General features: G+C 69.7%; 17 protein-coding genes. 10 read left to right on the top strand and 7 right to left on the bottom strand.

Annotation, left to right across the window (positions count from 1 at the left end; all coding sequences use genetic code 11):
• Nucleotides 1-29 precede the first annotated feature (29 nt).
• From ABZV34_RS22300 to ABZV34_RS22280, 5 genes are all read right to left on the bottom strand, one after another.
• Nucleotides 30-287: a helix-turn-helix domain-containing protein gene (locus tag ABZV34_RS22300; protein ID WP_356279226.1), complete on the bottom strand. Its 258-nt coding sequence runs from the start codon at nucleotides 285-287 to the stop codon at nucleotides 30-32.
• A 120-nt stretch (nucleotides 288-407) separates the two neighbouring features.
• Complete coding sequence (locus ABZV34_RS22295; RefSeq protein WP_356279223.1) at nucleotides 408-1,088, bottom strand: hypothetical protein; 681 nt, start codon at nucleotides 1,086-1,088, stop codon at nucleotides 408-410.
• A gap of 32 nt (nucleotides 1,089-1,120) precedes the next feature.
• Nucleotides 1,121-3,112: a hypothetical protein gene (locus ABZV34_RS22290; RefSeq protein WP_356279220.1), complete on the bottom strand. Its 1,992-nt coding sequence runs from the start codon at nucleotides 3,110-3,112 to the stop codon at nucleotides 1,121-1,123.
• 183 nt (nucleotides 3,113-3,295) lie between these two features.
• The gene (locus ABZV34_RS22285; protein WP_153287248.1) at nucleotides 3,296-3,508 is read right to left on the bottom strand and encodes a hypothetical protein; all 213 of its coding nucleotides are present in this window, start codon (nucleotides 3,506-3,508) and stop codon (nucleotides 3,296-3,298) included.
• A gap of 1,329 nt (nucleotides 3,509-4,837) precedes the next feature.
• Complete coding sequence (locus tag ABZV34_RS22280) at nucleotides 4,838-5,314, bottom strand: nuclear transport factor 2 family protein (RefSeq protein WP_356279217.1); 477 nt, start codon at nucleotides 5,312-5,314, stop codon at nucleotides 4,838-4,840.
• A gap of 337 nt (nucleotides 5,315-5,651) precedes the next feature.
• Between ABZV34_RS22280 and ABZV34_RS22275 the strand changes: the two genes are divergently transcribed.
• The 9 genes from ABZV34_RS22275 (at nucleotide 5,652) to ABZV34_RS22235 (ending at nucleotide 12,717) form a co-directional block, all read left to right on the top strand.
• Nucleotides 5,652-5,903, top strand: coding sequence for a hypothetical protein (locus ABZV34_RS22275; RefSeq protein WP_356279215.1), 252 nt, complete (start codon nucleotides 5,652-5,654; stop codon nucleotides 5,901-5,903).
• A 20-nt stretch (nucleotides 5,904-5,923) separates the two neighbouring features.
• Nucleotides 5,924-7,222: a 4-carboxymuconolactone decarboxylase gene (pcaC, locus tag ABZV34_RS22270; RefSeq protein WP_356279212.1), complete on the top strand. Its 1,299-nt coding sequence runs from the start codon at nucleotides 5,924-5,926 to the stop codon at nucleotides 7,220-7,222.
• A 67-nt stretch (nucleotides 7,223-7,289) separates the two neighbouring features.
• Complete coding sequence (locus ABZV34_RS22265; RefSeq protein ID WP_356279209.1) at nucleotides 7,290-7,925, top strand: MBL fold metallo-hydrolase; 636 nt, start codon at nucleotides 7,290-7,292, stop codon at nucleotides 7,923-7,925.
• 71 nt (nucleotides 7,926-7,996) lie between these two features.
• Nucleotides 7,997-8,776: an exodeoxyribonuclease III gene (locus tag ABZV34_RS22260; protein ID WP_329291367.1), complete on the top strand. Its 780-nt coding sequence runs from the start codon at nucleotides 7,997-7,999 to the stop codon at nucleotides 8,774-8,776.
• A 72-nt stretch (nucleotides 8,777-8,848) separates the two neighbouring features.
• Entirely contained in the window at nucleotides 8,849-9,289 is a 441-nt protein-coding gene (locus ABZV34_RS22255) for a DUF6278 family protein (protein WP_329527759.1), read from the top strand.
• A 158-nt stretch (nucleotides 9,290-9,447) separates the two neighbouring features.
• A complete protein-coding gene (locus ABZV34_RS22250; protein WP_356279204.1) occupies nucleotides 9,448-10,191 on the top strand; it encodes an amino acid ABC transporter ATP-binding protein in 744 nt (247 codons plus the stop codon).
• A gap of 17 nt (nucleotides 10,192-10,208) precedes the next feature.
• Nucleotides 10,209-11,126, top strand: coding sequence for a glutamate ABC transporter substrate-binding protein (locus ABZV34_RS22245; protein WP_356279201.1), 918 nt, complete (start codon nucleotides 10,209-10,211; stop codon nucleotides 11,124-11,126).
• 11 nt (nucleotides 11,127-11,137) lie between these two features.
• A complete protein-coding gene (locus ABZV34_RS22240; protein ID WP_329291371.1) occupies nucleotides 11,138-11,782 on the top strand; it encodes an amino acid ABC transporter permease in 645 nt (214 codons plus the stop codon).
• Between the two features lie 113 nt (nucleotides 11,783-11,895).
• Nucleotides 11,896-12,717: an amino acid ABC transporter permease gene (locus ABZV34_RS22235; RefSeq protein ID WP_356279446.1), complete on the top strand. Its 822-nt coding sequence runs from the start codon at nucleotides 11,896-11,898 to the stop codon at nucleotides 12,715-12,717.
• A 48-nt stretch (nucleotides 12,718-12,765) separates the two neighbouring features.
• Here the strand turns inward: ABZV34_RS22235 and ABZV34_RS22230 are convergent, their stop codons facing one another.
• Both ABZV34_RS22230 and ABZV34_RS22225 read right to left on the bottom strand, forming a co-directional pair.
• Nucleotides 12,766-14,334 (bottom strand): alpha/beta fold hydrolase, encoded by a 1,569-nt coding sequence (locus tag ABZV34_RS22230; protein WP_356279199.1) that lies wholly within the window; start codon nucleotides 14,332-14,334, stop codon nucleotides 12,766-12,768.
• Between the two features lie 116 nt (nucleotides 14,335-14,450).
• The gene (locus ABZV34_RS22225; protein ID WP_356279196.1) at nucleotides 14,451-15,239 is read right to left on the bottom strand and encodes a hypothetical protein; all 789 of its coding nucleotides are present in this window, start codon (nucleotides 15,237-15,239) and stop codon (nucleotides 14,451-14,453) included.
• Nucleotides 15,240-15,343: 104 nt separating this feature from the next.
• Between ABZV34_RS22225 and ggt the strand changes: the two genes are divergently transcribed.
• Nucleotides 15,344-17,164, top strand: coding sequence for a gamma-glutamyltransferase (ggt, locus tag ABZV34_RS22220; protein ID WP_356279193.1), 1,821 nt, complete (start codon nucleotides 15,344-15,346; stop codon nucleotides 17,162-17,164).
• Nucleotides 17,165-17,294 lie beyond the last annotated feature (130 nt).

Raw genomic sequence — 17,294 nt, 5'->3', positions numbered from 1 at the left:
CGGAAATCCCTGCGCCGCCAGGCGAGCGATCACCTCGTAACGTCTTTTGGGGGCATCACCTCGCTCATGGTGTCGATGGTTTTCCGGCACAGAAGAACTTCTTCTTCCAGTTCCTGGATCCGGGTACGGGCCCTGGTCAGGCTGGACGGGGTGGTGCGGGAACGCCGCCAGCGGTAGACAGTCGTGGGCGGGATGCCCAGTTGCCTCGCTACTTCTCCTGCCGCGTGCCCCTCGGAGAGGAGTTGCAGGGCCCGGGTGCGGAGCGCCGCGGGATGTGGGGTGTTCACGGTTCGAGGCCCTCCAGGTCGGGCGATGTCTTCCCGGATTCCGGGACGGACGGCAGAGCCGCCGACCGGACGAGCCCGGGGCCGCGCCGGGAGTTCGCGGCCCCGGGCATCCGAGTCGCGCTAGCGGACGTGGCGGTGCATCGTCACCGTGGGGTTGAAATCGGCCAGCGGGTCGCTGCCGCCGCCCCGGGGAGCGCGTGCCGCTTCGCGGTCGAGGATGGTCTTGATCTCGCCGGCGATCTCGTCGGCGGATCGCCTGATCCGGTCGATGGGCAGACGCGACGACTGGAGAGCCGCGGCGCGGCGGTTGAGGCGGGTCAGTTCGCTGCGCGCCTGTCCGCTCAGTGTGAAGGCCCGGGGAGTGGCGACAACGAACTGGTAGGAGCCGGCGAATGTCTCGCAGCGGGCGCAGTGTTCGTTCATCGCGTGACTGATGTTGGTGGTGTTGATCAGGCGGGCGTTGCGACCGGAGGTGGTGACGATCTGGAAGGACAGGGCGATCGAGCGGCACGGGGCGTACGGAGAGCATCCGACCGATTCCGCCGTGGCACGGTTATTGGCCGTGACGGCGATGGACGGTCCGTACTCGTGAATTCTGAAGGTCTCGTCGAACTGGCTCACATGGGTGCGGTCGGCACGGCTGTGAGCCAGGTCCACAGCGGTCGCGACATCATGGAAGATGCCGGATCCGGTGGTGGCGGACGCCGTACTGGCGGTCATGGCGAGGCCGGCGCCCGCGGCCACGCCGAGGCTCACGGCTGTCTTGGCGACGGTGCTGGTGCGCGGCTTGCGGTGGTTCATGTGCTTCTCCTGGAAGGGTGCGTTGACCTGGGTCAGGACGGGTTGGGGCTCGCCGATGCCGGTGCGGTCGTGGACGGGGACGCGGTCACGGAGGGCGGCGCGGAGGACGGCGGGGGTGTCGAGGACGTCGCGCTGGTGGACGACGTGGGTGCGCTGGTCGCGCCCGACGGGGTGACGCGGGGGGAGGACGGGGGAGCCGTGGCGCGCGCGGTGGACGGCTGCACCGTTCTTAGCGTGGTGGTGGAAGACCGCGCGGTGGGCGACGACGGCGATACGGCGGCGCGGGGGCTGCTGCCCGGAACGACGCTGCCCGGGCGCCCGGTCGGGCGCGGGTCCTCGGACGGCGCCTCGGTCTGACTGCTCGAAGGAAGAGGTGCGGGGACGCTCTCCGCCGCCCGGATCCGCGGGACTCCCGGCTGGAGAAGAGGCGCCACCGGTGATGAGGGGGGAAGCGGCTCAGGTGTCATGCCCTGCCACCAGGCGGCGGCGAGAGCACACACCCCGACACAGCTCGCGGCCGCCAGCACGAGCCGCAGCGCCGGCTTGCCCTGCGTCCCGTGGCGGGCCGACCGGACCAGTCGTACCAGCACCCTGCCGATGAGGTAGGCGCCGCCGGCCATCGGGCATACGAGCATCAGGGCTCCGATGACGCCGACCGTGCCCGCCGCCGGATGGCCCGCGTCGAAAGCCTCGAAGGTCCCGGCCAGTTGGTCGACGAGGCTCCGGAAGGCGGTGGTGACCAGCCGCGGGAGATTCCACAGCGCGTAGGCCGCCTCGGCGATCAGCAGCGGAATCATCGTCAGCACCCAGGAGGCGATGACGGTGCGTGCGGAGCGTTTGAGGCCCACGGTCTCGGCGGGCGCGCCCCCCGGGAGCAGGCTCCGCAGGATCGGCTTGACCTTGCCGTAGAGGTCGGGGACGCCGGCCAGGTCGCCGAGGATGTAGTAGCCGTCGAGTCGCAGGGCCGGCAGCAACTGTTCCAGGATCTCGAAGTGTGCGAGGTAGATGGATGCCAGGAAGAAGGCCTGGCCTGTGAGGAGATAGCCGGCCGCGAGAACCAGCATGAAAACGGCGTTGAAGTAGACGCCGCCCAGGCCGGTGCGCAGCCGTCCCCCTCTGTTGACCCGGTAGACGTCGGTGACGTCGGTGTACAGGGCGGGCCAGATCAGGTAGATGCCGCATCCGATCTTCCCCGGGGAGGCGCCGCTGTACCTGCAGGCAGAGGCATGACCGAATTCGTGGAAGAGCAGCGAGGCGACGGTGAGCAGGAACACCGCGAGCATCCAGACCGGTTGCTCCAACACCTGCAACAAGGGCGTCATCGCCCCGTGGACCGCGAAGAGCCAGATGTCCATGGCCGCGGTGCCGATGAGGGCCGTCACCACGATCGACGGCCGGTGCAGCCAGCTCAGCGCGGAGGCGATCCGGGCCACCCGCGCCTCATTGAAGATCACCCGGTGGCCGCGCAGGGCCAGCAGGAGGTCGGACGTGGGCGCGTCGTCGCAGTCCTGCGGAGGTTCTCCCAAGGGGACCGTGACTCCGAGCGGAGTCAGTCTGTTGCTGATGAGGTACGCGATGTTCTCCACGGTGACCTCGGCGCCGTACCGACCGCAGACTCGGTGACAGATGGTCTCGGTGTTGCGGGTGCCGTCGATGGAGCTGACGACGAGATAGAGCAGACGGGAGAGCAGGAGGACCTGGCCGTCGCCTCGGCGGACGACGTATCTGCGGTCGGTGAAGCCGGAGCCCTGGTACTCACCGAGGGTCTGCAGGCCGTGCGTGCGATGGGGAACGGGTGGGGCGCTCGGCGACGTGAGACTTTCGGCCGTCATCACCTGCGTCGTGGCGGTGAACGACTCCGGCGATCGTGCCTCGGTGGCTCCGGTGGCTCCGGTGGCTCCGGTGGCTCCGGTGGCTCCGGTGGCTCCGCTGGCCCCGGTGGGCGGGGCGGGCGGGGCATCGCCGGGCACTGAGGGGGATTTCGTCCGGGCGTGCGGGATGCTGTGCTCTGTGGGCGGCGTCATCGTTTTCTCCACGGCGCAACTGGCGATTGGGCGCGTACCCGGCTCTTGTCGGCCCCTCCTGAGAGCTGCGAGAGGCGGCCAGGTGCCTCGGCACCGAACGCCCAGTCGCTGCGCCGGCGTCGGCGGTGACTCGCACGGCGCTGCGGGGCGGGCCCAACGTGCCCGCCCCGCAGCGTCAGCGTGCTACTGGTGGACGCTGATGGCCTGCGAGGCCTGGGACTGCGCGACGGCCAGCGGCGAGAACTGGTTCACGGCCGCGGACTCGTTGTGGGCGTCCAGGTTCGCCACCTTCTTCGAGATGGAGGTCATCCTGGTGAGGTTGAACGAGAACCGGGCCAGGGCCTCGCGCCCGGGCAGCAGTTCCGCGGTCTCGGCCTCAAGCTGACTGATGTTCATTGGAGATACCCTTCATAGGTGTACGTGTTGACGACACATTGGCCGGTCGCCGACCCGGGGTTCATTCCTGGAGGTTGAGTCCCCGTAGGCCCGACCGGCGAGGCAGCCTGGACGGTAGGTCGCCGGTTCGCTCCGGTGCCCGAGTCCGCACAAGTTGCCTGTTCTCTGTGGCCGGGTGTGGGGCACCCGGCCACAGAGACCCTGAACTGCGGATCCACGAAAGGAACACGTAGGCGTGCGCCAACCCCGCTGTCCAGAGTCTCCAGACGTTCCGTCTGGAGACTCTGGAAGGTAGTGGAAAGCGAACGTCTCGCGCAAACCCTCTATATCCGACATATGTTCAAAAATAGATTGTCTGTTCAGATCCTGAGAATGCGTCCCCGCGCCACGGCTGACGAAGTACCAGGTTGAAGCCCCGGTCGAGGCCGACCCGTTGGAGTGGCCACCTTGACGACGAAATTTCGATGGTCGGGCAGGGGAGCTCATGGGGACGCGCGTTTCCGCGTCCGGAGGAGTCGCGGAAGGACGCGGTCGCCGCCCGGACCGCGGGCGACAGGCGCCCATGTACGGCGGCAGCGGCCCCATGTGACGGGCGATGAGACCGAACAGAGGCCGATCCCCGCGTGCAGCCGGCCGTAGTCCGCTCGTACCGCGACGCTTCCCGCGGCCGACAGCTGATGCGAAGTAGAACGTCCTGGACGTCCGGGGCCGAGCACTTCCGCCGATGTCGAGCCATGGGCCGCCGCCGCCTGATAGGGGAGTGCGAGTCGGTCCACCCGGAGCTCGGCGCACCCCCCTCCGCTTCCCCGCTCGCGCAGCCCCCGTTCGCGCTCCCTGGCAGGCCGGCTCCCTCGTACGACGCGCGCGCGTCCACCGGGAAGCTGTGCCAGGGCGATGCGGCATGGCGGCGCCTGGGACGGGTGCGGTGCGGTAGGCGGTGGTCGCGGTGAGCATGTCCTCCCGCGTGGGCGACGTACATCCGTCCAGCAGGAGGCCGGCGGCCTGGTGTGTCTGTGCTTCCGCCGGCGGCGTGAGCACTGGTGGGGCGGGCGGTCAGGGCGCGGCGGATCGGCAAGGGAGGACTATGCCGACGAACTCGCCTGTTCCCGGCAGCGACGACTGCGGCCAACGGGGCTTCCAGCACTGCCCGTTGGCGACTAGCACAGCGGCGTGGATTCCTGCCGACTCGCGCTCCGTGTCACGGTGACCGCACAGCACCGTCCACCGGCCGGCCACGTTCGGTCGACCGAGGCCCCACGCGCCCCGGTCCGTCTCTCACCTGCTCGTCAAGGAGACTATGACGGTGCCGACCGAGACGAGGACGCCTGATCAGGACCGGCCGGTCGCCAAACGCGTGAGATCGGCAACGAAGTTCCTGTTGCCTGTCTGATGCATGGGGGTGAGTTTCTCGGAGGACACCTTCCACCCCCGCGGCGTCCGGTCGAGACCGATCACGTCGCGGGCGTACAGCGTCCAGTCCGTGCTCCGCTCGTCGTCGCCCAGTTCGGGGTGATGGTGCAGGGCCTCCAGGTGAAACCTCACCGTGGCCGTGTCACCGTCGATGGTCACCACAGGACTGCTGACCATGTGCTGCGTCAGCGGGATCGGGCCGATGACGTCGGCCATGGCGCGCTTCAGGGTCTCGGCCTCGACCTGCCCGTCCAGCGGGAGGACACCCGCATAGTCGACCGTCACCACATCAGTCCACAGAGACCGCATACCGTCCCAGTCCTTGACGTCGCAGAACTGGAAGTACTCCCCGACCACATTGAGCACGTCGAAACCGTCAGCTGTTGAGGTTCTCATCGTCCAGTACCTTGAATCCGGGTGGGGGCGGTCGCGCGGTGCGGCGTGCGATGTCGTGTCAACGATTTGGTGGGGTGAGGGACACGTGACGGTACGGCGGTTCCACCGCACGTGCTGTGGCCGGGGCCCGGTCCGGATCCCTGACGAGAACCGTGACCTCCGCGATCCTTCGCGGCGGTCGAGGAGATGGTCACCTACCTCCTTGCCGGCGGGCGGGTCCGCGGGAAGAAGGCGGAACTGAACCTCGCGGAGGTTCGCCGCTTCGTGCGGGGGACCCGGTCCACGACGCGCCGCACAGCTTCCGATCGGTGGGGTCCCCACTATCAGGCAGCTCCGGGTGCGCGCCTACAAAATCATGGACGAACCGGGGCTGCGCCGGGTGCGCCTCTACGATGCTCGGGCGTCGTGCCTGACCTACCCGGCGAACAAGGGCGTTCCGGATCACATCCTGGCGCGGTGGGCGGGGCACACCAGCGGCCGCACGACGAAGAAGTGGTACGTGAAGCCGGATGTGGAGGATCTTCGCGAGGCCGCCACAACGTGGGAGAGGTTGCACAGTGCTCCCACCCAGCTCCGTGAGAAATTGTGAGATATGAGAGCGTGAGTCGAGTGAGTGAGACGAGCCCCGCACCCCTGCAATACCGCTTTGACGGGCCAGAAGACGCTCCCGTGCTGATTTTGGGGCCGTCGCTCGGTACCACTTGGCACATGTGGGACCGGCAGATCCCGGAGCTGGCGAAGAGCTGGCGGATCTTCCGTTTCGATCTGCCGGGTCACGGCGGGGCACCCGCCTATCCGGCGGGGTCGTTCGGCGAACTCGCGGGGCGGCTGCTCGCCACACTCGACGGGCTCGGGGTGCAGCGCTTCGGCTACGCGGGCTGCGCGTTCAGCGGGGCTCTCGGGATCGAACTGGCCCTGCGCCACCCGGAGCGGATCGCCTCCCTCGCGGTGATCGCCGCCTCACCCCGCTTCGGATCGGCCGACGAGTTCCGCCGGCGCGGCGTGATCGTGCGGACCAACGGACTCGACCCGATCGCCCGCACCTCGCCCGAGCGCTGGTTCACGGCCGGGTTCGCCGCGGCCCAGCCGGCCATCACCGAGTGGGCCGTGCAGATGGTGCGCACCACCGACCCCGGCTGCTACATCGCCGCCTGCGAGGCGCTCGCCGCGTTCGACGTACGGGCCGAACTGGCCCGGATCGGCGCCCCCACCCTCGTCCTCGTGGGCTCCGACGACCAGGTCACGGGGCCCGCCGAGGCCCGCACACTGGTCGCCGGAATTCCGGACGCCCGGCTCGCGGTCGTGCCCGGTGCCTCGCACCTGGTGCCGGTGGAGCAGCCCGCCGCGGTCACCGACCTGCTGGTACGGCACTTCTCCACCGCCTGGCAGCCCGCCTACGACTCGTCGACCGGCCAGGTGGCGATCACGGCGGGCCCGGTGAAGCCGGTGCTCGCCACGCCCCCGCCCCTCGCGCCCGTCGCCGAGATCGCCCCGGCCGTCCTCGCCCAGCCCGAGATGCTGGGCAGGCCCGACCCGTACGACGCGGGGATCAAGGTCCGCCGCGAGGTGCTCGGAGACGCGCACGTGGACCGTGCGCTGGCCTCGGCGGACGCGTTCTCCGGGGACTTCCAGGATTTCGTCACCCGCTACGCCTGGGGCGAGATCTGGGACCGGCCGGGACTCGACCGGCGCTCGCGCAGCTGCGTCACGCTCACCGCGCTGGTCGCGGGCGGCCACCTCGACGAACTCGCGTTCCATACCCGCGCCGCCCTCCGCAACGGCCTCACCCCGGTCGAGATCAAGGAAGTGCTCCTCCAGGCGGCGGTGTACTGCGGTGTCCCGGCCGCGAACAGCGCGTTCAGGGTGGCGCAGGCGGTGATCCGGGAGGAGACCACCCCTCAGGAGTGATCATCCGGGCAGTGGGAGCACCAGGCTGAACAGGCCCCGGCCCGCCCGACGGGAGGAGGATGGACTCATGAAGCTCACGAAGAAGTCGCATGCATGCATCCGCCTGGAGAAGGACGGGCGCGCTCTCGTCATCGACCCGGGCGTCTTCAGCGAGGAGGACGCGGCCGTCGGCGCGGACGCGATCCTGATCACGCACGAGCACCCCGACCACTTCGACGAGGAGCGGCTGCGGGCCGTGCTGGAGGCGGGCCCCGCGACCGAGATCTGGACCCTGAAGTCGGTCGCGGACCGGCTCACCACCGCCTTCCCGGGCCGGGTGCACACCGTCGGCCACGGTGACACGTTCACCGCCGCGGGCTTCGACGTCCAGGTGCACGGCGAGCTGCACGCCGAGATCCACCCGGACATCCCGCGCATCACGAACGTCGGCTATCTCGTCGACGGCGGCCGTGTCTTCCACCCGGGCGACGCCCTCACCGTCCCCGACCGGCCGGTCGAGACGCTGATGCTCCCGGTGATGGCTCCGTGGAACAAGATCGCCGAGGTCATCGAGTACGTCCGCGAGGTCAAGCCCCAGCGCGCGTACGACATCCACGACGCGCTTCTCACGGACCTCGCCCGTCCGATCTACGACCACCAGATCGGCGCCCTGGGCGGCGCCGAGCACCTGCGGCTCGCGCCGGGGACGTCGGCGGAGGTCTGAGCGCGGGGCGGCCCCGGGCGTGAGCGGGCCGCGAGGACCCGTTGTCGTACCCGCCCGGTAGGTTGTCGGGTATGCGCATCGCGACCTGGAACGTGAACTCGATCACCGCCCGCCTCCCGAGGCTGCTGGCCTGGCTGGAGAGCAGTGGCACGGACGTGCTCTGCCTCCAGGAGGCCAAGGTCGCCGCCGAGCAGTTCCCCGTCGACGAGCTGCGCGAGCTGGGTTACGAGGCGGCCGTGCACGCGACCGGCCGGTGGAACGGAGTGGCGGTGCTCTCGCGCGTAGGCCTGGAGGACGTCGTCAGGGGTCTGCCGGGCGGCCCCGGCTACGAGGGCGTCGAGGAGCCCCGGGCCGTCTCGGCGACCTGCGGCCCGGTCCGCGTCTGGTCGGTGTACGTGCCCAACGGCCGCGAGGTGGGCCACCCCCACTACGCGTACAAGCTCGAGTGGTTCGAGGCCCTGAAGGCGGCGGTCGCGGGCGACGCGGCGGGCAGCAGGCCCTTCGCCGTCCTCGGGGACTACAACGTGGCGCCGACGGACGACGACGTCTGGGACATCTCCCTGTTCGACGGTGCCACGCATGTCACCCCGGCCGAGCGCGCCGCCCTGACCTCGCTGCGCGAGACGGGCCTGTCGGACGTGGTCCCGCGCCCTCTCAAGTACGACCACCCGTTCACCTACTGGGACTACCGGCAGCTCGGCTTCCCCAAGAACCGGGGCATGCGCATCGACCTGGTGTACGGCAACGAGGCGTTCTCCAAGGCGGTCGGTGACGCGTATGTCGACCGTGAGGAGCGCAAGGGCAAGGGGGCCTCGGACCATGCGCCGGTCGTGGTGGACCTCGACGTGTGACCCACGCGCGGGCGGGTGCGTTCCGGGGCGCGCCTGTGGTGTGTCGGACGGAGGGAATGACACGCTGGGCGTATGAACATCCCTTTTTTGGGCACCTGGCGCAAGAAGCACGGTCTCGCCTTCGGGGTGGCCGTGTTCACCGAAGGCGACCACGATCCCGCGGGCATCGCCGAACTCCTCGCGGAGTGCGAGCTGCTGCGCTCGCAGGCGTACCAGGCGGGTGTCGAACTCGACGACTCCGCCACCTCCTTGGAGGCGCTGGACCAGCTCCTGCCGCGCTGGCGCGACGACGAGGAGAGCCTGCCCTGGCTCGGCAACGACGCGGGCCTCTACCTCGGTTCGGTCATCGTGCGCACGGTCTCCGGCGCCGCCTGGGAGATCTGGCCCAACGGTCAGCCGGTCGTACGGCTGACGTCCGGCCGCGAGATCGACGTCGTCGCCTCGGGTCACACCTGGGCCTCCAGCGGTGCTCCCGAGCTGTCCCAGCTGTACGCGGAGGTGTCGGAGGGGTGATCCGGCGGTCGCCGTGCCCGCTCCGAACTGTCGCGCCGTAAACCTGAAACTTGTTAAATACGGCTAATGCCCGAAAAGTGCGTGTCGAGCATTAAGAGCCATCTTGCCCGGATAGTTTGCGGCTTCTGCGACACAGCTGAGAGTGGGTGGGGCCGGGCATGGCTGTCGATCCTCTGATCGAACTGCAGCGCGTGAACAAGTACTTCGGCGAGCTGCATGTCCTGCAGGACATCGACCTCACCGTCGCCAAGGGGGAGGTGGTCGTCGTCATCGGCCCGTCGGGGTCGGGCAAGTCGACGCTGTGCCGAACGATCAACCGGCTGGAGACCGTCCAGTCGGGGACCATCAGGCTGGACGGCCGGCCGCTGCCCGACGAGGGCAGGGCGCTCGCCGGGCTCCGGGCCGAGGTCGGGATGGTCTTCCAGTCCTTCAACCTCTTCGCGCACAAGACGGTCCTGCAGAACGTCTCGCTCGCCCAGATCAAGGTCCGCGGCCGGAAGAAGGAGGACGCGGACCGGCGCTCCCGTGAACTCCTCGACCGGGTGGGCCTCGTCGCACAGGCACCCAAGTACCCGGCGCAGCTCTCCGGAGGCCAGCAGCAGCGCGTCGCCATCGCCCGCGCCCTCGCCATGGACCCCAAGGCACTGCTGTTCGACGAACCGACCTCGGCGCTCGACCCCGAGATGATCAACGAGGTCCTGGAGGTCATGCGGCAACTCGCGCGCGACGGCATGACCATGGTCGTCGTCACCCACGAGATGGGCTTCGCGCGCTCCGCCGCCAACCGTGTCGTCTTCATGTCCGACGGCCGCATCGTCGAGGACCGCGCCCCCGAGGAGTTCTTCACCAACCCGCGCAGCGACCGCGCCAAGGACTTCCTCTCCAAGATCCTCAAGCACTGAGCGGGGGAGTGCACCGCATGATCCGTACCACACGTGTGCGCTTCGCCCTGGTGGCGATCACCGCACTGCTCGCCACCGTCACCGGCTGCGGCAAGGAGGGCAGCCCGCCCACCAAGGGACCGGCCGCGGAGAAGCTGCCCACCTACGAGGTCGCGAAGGGCTTCGAGCTCCCCGACTCGCCCACCTGGAAACGGGCGCGGAAGCGCGGCCACTTGAACGTCGGCGTCAAGGAGGACCAGCCGTACCTGGGCGAGAAGGACCCGGCGACGGGTGCCTACGCCGGCTTCGACATCGAGATCGCCAGGATGATGTCGGCCTCACTCGGCTTCGACCCGAAGACCGTCAACTTCAGGACGGTCGCCTCGGCCAACCGCGAAACCGCCCTGCAGAACGGCCAGATCGACTACTACGTCGGCACCTACACCATCAACGACCTGCGCAAGAAGCTCGTCGGCTTCGCGGGCCCGTACTACATGGCCGGTCAGTCCCTGCTGGTCCGCAAGGACGAGAACGACATCCACGGACCGCAGGACCTGGCCGGCAAACGCGTCTGCTCGGCGGCCGGTTCGACGCCGTACCAGCGCATCAAGACCGACTACCCGAAGGCCACGCTCGTCGCCTACGACACCTACTCGGTCTGTGTCGACAACCTGCTCACCTACCAGGTCGACGCCGTCACCACCGACGACGCGATCCTGATCGGCTACGCGGCGAAGGCCCCCGGCGAACTCAAGGTCGTCGGCAAGCCGTTCTCCAAGGAGCCCTACGGCATCGGTGTCCCGCGCGGAGACAACGCGCTGCGCCAGGCACTCGACGACGCGCTGGAGGCCCGGGAGAAGAACGGCGACTGGAAGAGGGCGTACGAGGCGACCCTCGGGCTCTCCGGAGTGCCCGCGCCCGCCCCGCCCGCCATCGACCGCTACCCGGCGAGCTGAACGAGGCCGACGTGAACGTACTGACAGACAACTTCTCCACCTTCGCCGAAGGATTCCTCGGCACCGTCGAACTCACCGTCTACGCATCGGTGCTGGCGCTTCTGCTGGGCTTCCTGATGGCCTCGTTCAGGGTCGCTCCGGTCGCCTCCCTGCGGGCCCTCGGCACGGCCTGGGTGGCGGTGCTGCGCAACACCCCGCTCACCCTGCTGTTCTTCGCGGTCCTGCTCGGCCTGCCGCGCTTCGGACTCGTACTGCCCTTCCAGGTGTTCGCGGTCCTGGCACTCGGCTGCTACACCTCGGCGTTCATCTGCGAGGCGCTGCGCGCCGGCATCAACACCGTGCCCAGGGAACAGGGCGAGGCGGCCCGCAGCCTCGGCATGACGTTCCGGCAGACGCTCTCGCTGGTCGTCCTGCCGCAGGCCTTCCGGTCCGTGATCCCGCCGATCGGCTCCACCCTCATCGCCCTCGCCAAGAACTCCGCCATCGCCGGGGCGTTCAGCGTCACCGAACTGCTCGGCACCTACAAGACGCTCAGCGAACTCGGCTACAACATCGTCTGGACCTTCGTCTGGATCGCCGTCGGGTACCTGATCATCACCCTCGCCATCAGCGCGGTCTTCAATGTTCTCGAAAAGCGCTGGGGAGTCGCCCGATGACCGCCACCGCCCACCGGTCACCCGCCCACGGGCCCCCGGCCCGCGGGTCCACCACCCACCGGTCCACCGCCCTCTACGACGTCCCCGGGCCGAGGACCCGGCGACGGCACCGGATGTACGGGGTCGTGTCCACCGTCCTGATCCTCGCCCTGATCGGCTGGATCCTGTATCTCCTGTTCGACACCGACCAGTTCACGTACACCAAGTGGATGCCCTTCGAGTACAAGGGCATCCAGGAACTCCTGCTGCGAGGACTGGGCAACACGCTCAAGGCCTTCGCGCTGGCCGCCGTGTTCTCGCTGGCGCTGGGCGCGGTGCTCGCCACGGGACGCCTCTCCGACCACGCCCCGGTGCGGTGGATCTCCACGCTGGTCGTCGAGTTCTTCCGCGCCATGCCCGTGCTGGTGATGATCTTCTTCATCTTCGTGGCGCTGAAGGTGCAGCCGCTGCCCGCGCTGGTCGCCGGACTGACGCTCTACAACGGCTCGGTGCTCGCGGAGGTCTTCCGCTCCGGCGTCAACTCCGTCGACCGTGGGCAGCGGGAGGCCGCGTTCGCGCTCGGCATGCGCAAGACCCAGGTCATGGCGCATGTCCTCGTACCGCAGGCCGTACGGGCCATGCTCCCCGCCATCATCAGCCAGTTGGTCGTGGCGCTGAAGGACACCTCGCTCGGTTTTCTCATCACCTATGAGGAGTTCCTCCACGCCGGGAAACTGATCGCGTCCAACCTCGACTACGATTTGCCGTTCATCCCCGTGGTGATGGTGATCTCGCCGATCTACATCGGGATGTGCATGCTGCTCTCCTGGTTCGCCCAGCGGGTGTCCCGGTGGGAGCGGCGCAGTCCCAAGACCGAGGCCGTGAAGGTGGCACCGGCCGAACCAGGGACGCTGCTGCTGGGTGAGGGTCGTCCCCCCACCGCCCCGAGAACGTAGGGGGAGCAGCAGCTCACAGGGCCATGCCCGGCCGGCGGCAGCCGGGGATCACTGCTCGCGCAGGGGAATCGACACGTAGGACGGGTCGTTCGCCGGTGAGGAGAAGGTCAGCTGCGCGCCGGACGGGTTGTGCTCGATGTAGAGCGGGTCGACCGTGTCGACGACCAAGGCGAGCCGATGCCCTGCCGGGACGTCGTAGGCCGTGGAGTACAGGTCCAGATCGACGCCGAACGGCTCGCCGGGCGTCTGCCCGTGGAAGGTGTACGGCGCGTTGCTGACCAGCTTGCCGAGGCCGAGCGGCCCCACGTCGTACAGATAGGCGACGAGGGTGCCGCTCTCCTTGGTCGGGGTGAGCGTCGTGTGCAGCCGGGCGGTGCCACGCACCTGCTGGGCGCTCGCGTACCGCTCCGACTGCCAGACGGCCGCCCAGCGGCGCGGCAGCAGCGGAACGGCTGCCATCGGAGGGACCCGCGCCAGCTGGTCCAGGACGCTGGAGAGGAAGATGATCCCGCCGTCCGCGCCCGAGTCGACGTTCGTATGGATCGTGGTGGTGCCCGCCAGCGCGATCTTCCGCGTGGTGGCGCCGACGGACTTCCAGTCCGGGTAGCCCTCGTAGCCGCCGGTGGAACGGGACTTGAGCTGGACCGGCTGCTCGCGGTCGATTCCGTTGTCCTCGCCCCTGAGGTAGTGGTCGAACCAGCGGCCGGTGTCCTTCCACACGTCGTTGGGGACTCCGAACAGGCCGGCGAGCTCGGCGGTGGCGTGGTCGCCGGGGCGGAACTCCAGACGCTTGGGTCCGGTCAGTTCCTCGTAGAAGCGGGCGTACTGGTTGGGCGGGAAGATCGTGTCGCCCCAGGCGTTGGCCATGAAGACGGCCGGACCGTTCCTGTCGAGCTGGTCGACATAGGTCTCGGGGGAACGTTTCCTCCCCCAGGCGATCATCTCCTGTTCCTTCGAGAGGTCCGAGGAGAAGAAGCCCTTCAGGGTCTGCCGGAGTTCGGCGCTGGGGCGGCCGGTGAGAGCGCCGACGCCGCCGAGCAGGGCGGTGGCCTGGGTGTGCTCGGTGCGGCCCGAGTAGATCGAGTCGATGAGATCGGCCCAGCCGCTGAGCGCGGCGACCGCCTTGATCCGTTTGTCGTGCTCGGCGGCCAGCAGGCTGATCCCGGCACCGTACGAGACACCGGCCACGCCGATCCTCCGCGCGTCGGCGGGGGTGTTGGCGAGCGCCCAGTCGATCACCTTGGAGGTGTCGGCCACGTCCGGCGGGCCGGCCACTTCTATCTCGCCGCCGGACTGCCAGAAGCCCCGGACGTTGTAACCGACCACCACATAGCCGGAGTCGGCGAGTCTTTGGGCCTGTGCGAGGTACTCGATCTGGGGCAGACCCCAGCTCGTGGGCAGCACGATGAGCGGGTAGGTGCGGGTGCCGTCGGAGTCCGCGGGGGTGACGACGTTGCCCTTGAGGACCGTGCCGCCGTCCCCGGCGATGTCGACGAAGCGGACGCCGCCCGTGGCCGCTTGGGCGGTGGGGGTGAGCCCGAGGGTGCCGCCGGTGATCAGGGCCGCCGAGACGGCACCCACGGCGGTCGTGCGCAGGGCATGGCGATGGAGTCCCACGGGCCACTCCTCACTCGTGTCGGTGGAAAGTGACCCGACGGTAACCTCGCGCGCTTACCGGAAGTAACCCGTCGGTAAGTTACGCACGGGTAAAGGTTCCGGGCGGGCGCTGGAGCCTACGACGCGCGGCGCGAGTTGCGCGCCGGTGTCCGTGCCGGCGTGGGCGTGGGCGTGGGCGCCGGCGCGGGCGGCGCGGTCCTGGCGGCGCGGGTCACGTCCGCGACGAGTTCGACCACATCGGGGCCGTACGCCTGCGAGTTCACCACCTTCAGGAGCAGGACGAAGGAGTTCCCGCCGTGTTTGCGCGCCAGACGCTCGTGGTTGCGGGCGAGATAGCGGGTCGCGGCCTGGTTGGTTATCGCGCGCTGGCCGCAGAAGAGGAACACCGGCCGCGTCCCGCGCTCCTGGCCGGCGACCAGCCGGGCGAGGATCACGTACTCGCCCTTGCCCGACTCCAGGAGGTAGCGATCGCTGCCGATCTGGAACGCGCCGCGGTCCGGGCCCGGTTCGGCGTCGACGTTGACGTCGACGCCCGGAAGCAGGGAGTGCAGATGCGCCGCCATCCGCCGGTTCGACGACGGGCCGCCCACGCAGAACTCCGTACGCTCCCCGAAGCCCTGCTGGGTCGCGTCGTGCGCGATGACCTGGGCGTGCGCGCCACAGTCCTTGATCAGCGCGGACAGTTCGAGCAGCGCGAACACGTCGTGCCGCATCACCGTGAGCTCCGGGCCGCCCGCCTCCCGGTTGACCACCAGCAGTGACTCGGAGTTGTCGGGCAGCCCGAAGAACGCCTGCTTGCGCCGGAGTCTGCGCTTCCACAGATACGTACGGGCGAGCCAGCCGAGGGCGGCGCTGACGCCGGCCGCCAGCACGCCGAGGACGATGTTGCGTACGTCGTCATTCATGGGCGCGCATGCTAGCCGGAATGCGCAACGGTGTTCGAGGGGGTCCTGACGGAAGGGCGGAGGTGAAGTTACGCTGCGCAGACGGCTGTTGACTGGAGGTACGGATGCGTCGCCCTGTTGCGCGGAATCTGGCGGTCTTGGCGGTTTCGGCCGCGGTGGTCTCGGTCGGTGCGGCAGCGCCCCCCGGCGCCGGGAAGGCGGTCGTGTCCGCCGCCGTCGGCACACCGGCGAAGGTGCCGGTCGCCGTCGGGTACGGCGGCGCGGTGGCGAGCGTCGACGCCGACGCCTCCGCCGCGGGCATCGAGGTCCTCAGGAAGGGCGGCAACGCGGTGGACGCGGCGGTCGCCACGGCCGCGGCCCTCGGCGTCACCGAGCCCTACTCCTCCGGCGTGGGCGGGGGCGGCTACTTCGTCTACTACGACGCCAGGTCCCGTACGGTGCAGACGATCGACGGCCGGGAGACGGCACCGCTGAGCGCCGACTCGGGCCTGTTCCTGGAGAACGGGCGGCCCCTCGCCTTCGCCGACGCCGTCACCAGCGGACTGAGCGTCGGTACGCCGGGCACGCCCGCGACCTGGCAGACGGCGCTGGACAGGTGGGGCAGCAGGCGGCTGAGCAGCGTGCTCAAGCCCGCGGAACGGATCGCGCGCGACGGATTCACGGTCGACGCGACCTTCCGCTCCCAGACGGAGGCCAACGAGGCCCGCTTCAGGAACTTCCCGGACACCGCGAAGCTGTTCCTGCCGGGCGGCTCGCTCCCGGCGGTCGGCGCGACCTTCACCAACCCCGATCTCGCGCGCACCTACGAGGAGTTGGGGCGCAGGGGCGTCGGCGCGATCTACCACGGTGAGCTCGGCAAGGACATCGTCGCCACCGTGAACAAGCCGCCGGTGGACGCCGCTTCCGGCTACAGGGCCCGGCCCGGAAAGCTGTCGGTCAGGGATCTGGCGGCGTACCGGGCGAAGAAGCAGGCGCCGACGGAGACCTCGTACCGCGGCCGGAAGGTCTACTCGATCGCGCCCTCCTCGTCCGGTGGCACCACGGTCGGCGAGGCCCTCAACATCCTGGAGCGGACCGACCTCTCCAGGGCGAGCGACACGCAGTACCTGCACCACTCCATCGAGGCCAGCCGGATCGCGTTCGCCGACCGGGGGCGCTGGGTCGGCGACCCCGCCTTCGAGGACGTACCCACGAAGGAACTGCTGTCGCAGAGGTACGCCGACTCGCGCGCGTGCCTGGTCAAGGACGACGCGGTCCTGACCAGCCCGCTCGCGCCGGGCGACCCGCGCCACCCGGCGGCCTGCTCCACCGCCGGGAGCGCCGCTCCGACGACGTACGAGGGCGAGAACACCACGCACCTCACGGTCGCCGACAAGTGGGGCGACGTCGTCTCCTACACGCTGACCATCGAGCAGACCGGCGGCAGCGGCATCACCGTCCCGGGCCGCGGCTTCCTCCTCAACAACGAGCTGACGGACTTCTCGTTCACCCCGGCGAACCCGGCCGCGCACGACCCGAACCTGCCCGGCCCCGGCAAGCGCCCGCGCTCGTCGATCTCGCCGACGATCGTGCTGGACCGGCACGACCGGCCGGTGGTGGCGCTCGGTTCGCCGGGCGGCGCGACCATCATCACGACCGTGCTGCAGACGCTCACCGGATTCCTGGACCGCGGGCTGCCGCTCGTCGACGCGATCGCCGCGCCGCGTGCCAGCCAGCGCAACGCGGCACAGACGGAACTCGAACCGGGACTGTACGACAGCGCGCTCAGGACCCGTCTGGAGGCGCTCGGGCACTCCTTCAAGCTCAACCCCGAGATCGGCGCGGCGACGGGAGTCCAGCGCCTTCCGAACGGCGAGTGGCTGGCCGCGGCGGAGACGGTACGGCGCGGGGGAGGGGCGGCGATGGTGGTGAGCCCCGCGTCGTAGCGGACCGAGGGGCGGATCGCACCCCGTGGTGGGGGGGGGGGGGGGGCGCCCCCGGCCCCCCCCCCCCCCGCGGGGGGGGGGGGCGGGCCCCGGCCCGGGGCGGGGGGGCGGCCCCCCCCGCGGCGCGCCC

Source organism: Streptomyces sp. NPDC005195 (assembly GCF_040608315.1).
Taxonomy (GTDB): Bacteria; Actinomycetota; Actinomycetes; order Streptomycetales; family Streptomycetaceae; genus Streptomyces; species Streptomyces kaempferi.
Note: the sequence above shows the minus strand (reverse complement) of the source record. Positions and strands in the feature narration are given on the sequence as shown.